The organism is Streptomyces sp. NTH33 (genome assembly GCF_003236365.1).
Taxonomy (GTDB): Bacteria; Actinomycetota; Actinomycetes; order Streptomycetales; family Streptomycetaceae; genus Streptomyces.
The window spans coordinates 1-3293 of record NZ_POTZ01000615.1; the positions used below are offsets into that span (position 1 = coordinate 1).

3 protein-coding genes and 1 pseudogene are annotated in these 3293 nt (G+C 71.5%); 2 read left to right on the forward strand and 2 right to left on the reverse strand.

Going from position 1 to position 3293, the window contains the following annotated elements:
- Window positions 1-183, reverse strand: a pseudogene (locus tag C1I97_RS43115) (hypothetical protein); the annotation flags it as partial.
- A gap of 283 nt (window positions 184-466) precedes the next feature.
- Here C1I97_RS43115 and purN point away from each other — a divergent pair.
- Window positions 467-1096, forward strand: coding sequence for a phosphoribosylglycinamide formyltransferase (gene purN / locus C1I97_RS33855; protein WP_111006836.1), 630 nt, complete (start codon window positions 467-469; stop codon window positions 1094-1096).
- Window positions 1093-2682: a bifunctional phosphoribosylaminoimidazolecarboxamide formyltransferase/IMP cyclohydrolase gene (purH, locus tag C1I97_RS33860; RefSeq protein ID WP_111006837.1), complete on the forward strand. Its 1590-nt coding sequence runs from the start codon at window positions 1093-1095 to the stop codon at window positions 2680-2682. The genes purN and purH overlap by 4 nt, the downstream gene beginning before the upstream one ends.
- Window positions 2683-2762: 80 nt before the next feature.
- On the opposite strand, the gene C1I97_RS33865 is transcribed toward purH, so the two are convergent.
- A partial coding sequence (locus C1I97_RS33865) for an RDD family protein (protein WP_111006838.1) occupies window positions 2763-3293 on the reverse strand: 531 nt, incomplete at its 5' end.

Sequence of the window (3293 nt, forward strand, 5' to 3'; positions counted from 1 at the left end):
GTCCGGGGCCGCGCCGCCCGTGCCGCCGCTCCGCCCGTCCGAGGGAGCGTCCGGCTGCGAGGAGGGGCGCTCCCTCAGCAGCACGGCACCGCGCCGCCCTCCCTGCGCCGACTGCGGAGGGAGCGTGAGGAGTCGCAGGCTGCGGTCCGGCATCAAGTGAGCGTCTTCCCCTTGGTGAGTCACGACTGATCTGGCACGTCCGGTACATCGTCCGGTACACCCCGGAGGGCACCGCACGCCCCGGGACGGGGGTCCGTCATTCCGTGAACGCACGGTGCGGGCGGTGCGTTCCCGTACCAGCTCCCCCCTGACGCTACCTTCCGGCCACGCCCCCGTCCCATGGGGGCCGGTCGGCTGTGCCGGTATCGTTGCTGACGGTCGGCCGCTTCGTAGGCTTCCCCGTATCCGGGGGCGCGAAGCATTCGTACGACCATACAAAACAGCTTCCCCGAGAAAGGGCCCCACCGTGGCCGCCAAGCCCGTGGCCAAGCGCCTCGTCGTGCTGGTCTCCGGATCCGGCACCAATCTGCAGGCGCTCCTCGACGCGATCGCCGAGACCGGCGCCGAGGCGTACGGCGCCCGGATCGTCGCCGTGGGCGCCGACCGCGACGGCATCGAGGGGCTGGCGCGCGCCGAGCGCGCCGGGCTGCCGACCTTCGTGCGGAAGGTCAAGGACTACGGCACGCGCGAGGAGTGGGACGCGGCGCTGGCGGAGACCGTCGCCGCCCACGAGCCCGACCTGGTGGTGTCCGCCGGGTTCATGAGGATCGTGGGGAAGGAGTTCCTCGCGCGCTTCGGCGGGCGGTTCGTCAACACGCACCCCGCCCTGCTGCCCAGCTTTCCCGGGGCCCACGGCGTGCGGGACGCGCTCGCGTACGGCGCCAGGGTCACCGGCTGCACCGTCCACTTCGTCGACGACGGCGTCGACACCGGCCCGATCATCGCCCAGGGCGTGGTCGAGGTCCGGGACGAGGACGACGAGAGCGCGCTGCACGAGCGCATCAAGGAAGTCGAGCGAAGGCTGCTCGTCGAGGTCGTGGGGCGGCTCGCCCGCAACGGCTATCGCATCGAGGGACGAAAGGTAGTTATCCAGTGACCGCCGAGAGCAACAAGCGGCCCATCCGGCGCGCGCTCGTCAGCGTCTACGACAAGACCGGCCTGGAGGAGCTCGCGCGCGGGCTGCACGAGGCCGGCGTCGAACTCGTCTCCACCGGCTCCACCGCCGGGCGGATCGCCGCGGCCGGCGTGCCCGTCACCAAGGTCGAGGACCTCACCGGCTTCCCCGAGTGCCTGGACGGCCGGGTCAAGACCCTGCACCCCAGGGTGCACGCCGGCATCCTCGCCGACCTGCGTCTGGAGGACCACCAGCGGCAGCTGCGGGAGCTGGGCGTCGAGCCGTTCGACCTGGTCGTGGTCAACCTCTACCCGTTCCGCGAGACCGTCGCCTCCGGCGCCTCGCCCGACGAGTGCGTCGAGCAGATCGACATCGGCGGCCCCTCCATGGTCCGCGCCGCCGCCAAGAACCACCCGTCGGTCGCGGTCGTCACCAGCCCGGAGCGGTACGCCGACGTCCTCGCCGCGGTCGCCTCCGGCGGCTTCGACCTCGCCGCCCGCAAGCGCCTGGCCGCCGAGGCCTTCCAGCACACGGCCGCCTACGACGTCGCGGTCGCCTCCTGGTTCGCGTCCGAGTACGCCCCCGTCGACGCCGCATCCGACAGCGGCTCCGCCGCGGGGGAATTCCCCGACTTCCTCGGCGCCACCTGGGAGCGCGCGCACACCCTGCGCTACGGCGAGAACCCGCACCAGCCGGCCGCGCTCTACCTCGACGCCGGCGGCGCCGGTCTCGCGCAGGCCGAGCAGCTGCACGGCAAGGAGATGTCGTACAACAACTACACGGACACGGACGCCGCCCGCCGTGCCGCGTACGACCACGACGAGCCGTGCGTGGCGATCATCAAGCACGCCAACCCGTGCGGCATCGCGATCGGCGCGGACGTCGCCGAGGCGCACCGCAAGGCGCACGCCTGCGACCCGCTGTCCGCCTTCGGCGGCGTGATCGCCGTGAACCGGCCGGTCAGCAAGGAGATGGCCGAGCAGGTCGCCGAGATCTTCACCGAGGTCATCGTCGCGCCCGACTATGAGGAGGGGGCCCTAAAGACCCTCACCCGGAAGAAGAACATCCGCGTCCTCAAGGCCCCGAACGGCCCGGCGAACCCCGTCGAGGTCAAGGCCGTCGACGGCGGTGTGCTGCTCCAGGTCACCGACCGGCTCCAGGCCGACGGCGACGACCCGGCCAACTGGACCCTCGCCAGCGGCGAGGCGCTCGACGCCGACGGGCTCGCGCAGCTCGCCTTCGCCTGGAGGGCCTGCCGCGCGGTGAAGTCCAACGCGATCCTGCTCGCCAAGGACGGCGCCTCGGTCGGCGTCGGCATGGGCCAGGTCAACCGCGTCGACTCCTGCAAACTGGCGGTCGAGCGGGCCGGCGAGGAGCGGGCCCGCGGCTCCTACGCGGCCTCCGACGCGTTCTTTCCCTTCCCCGACGGCCCCGAGATCCTGATCGCGGCGGGTGTGAAGGCGATCGTCCAGCCGGGTGGCTCGATCCGTGACGAGCAGGTCGTCGAGGCCGCGCGGAAGGCGGGCGTCACCATGTACTTCACCGGGACCCGGCACTTCTTCCACTGACCGGCTCGCGCGCCACCGGGGGTGTGGCCTCCGGCTCTCTGCGCAGAGAGCCGGAGGCCACATTCTTCGCGCGGCGTTCGTCAGTTCTGGACGACCATCGTGCCGGCGGCCTTGTCGTGCCAACCCTGCTGACGGCCGGACTTGTCCCAGAACGGGGACAGGTAGACCAGGAGCTGGCCGATACCGCAGACGAACCCGCCCACGAGCGGGATGATCCAGCGGATGAACGACTTGCCCAGCCCCGGCTTGCCGCCCGTCTCGGCGTTCACCACATGCAGGCCGACGGCCATCTTGCCCAGGGTGCGGCCCACCAGGCCGACCATCAGCCACTCGTAGAGCAGGCCGATGAGCACGAGAAAGCCGATCATCGCGCCGAACTTGGCCACGAAGTCGGAGCCGGCGTTGTTCATGCAGGTGTCGTAGTCGGCGGCGTTCGGGTCGCAGTCCTGGAACGCACTGACAGAGCCGGCGGCGCCTGCGAAGGCGATGATGATGTACACGAAGAAGTAGATGCAGCCGTCGATCAGACGGGCACCCAGGCGGCGGCCCATGGACGCGAGGCGGGGACCGGGGGCGCCCGGGTAGCCCGGCTGCTGGGGGTAGCCGTAGCC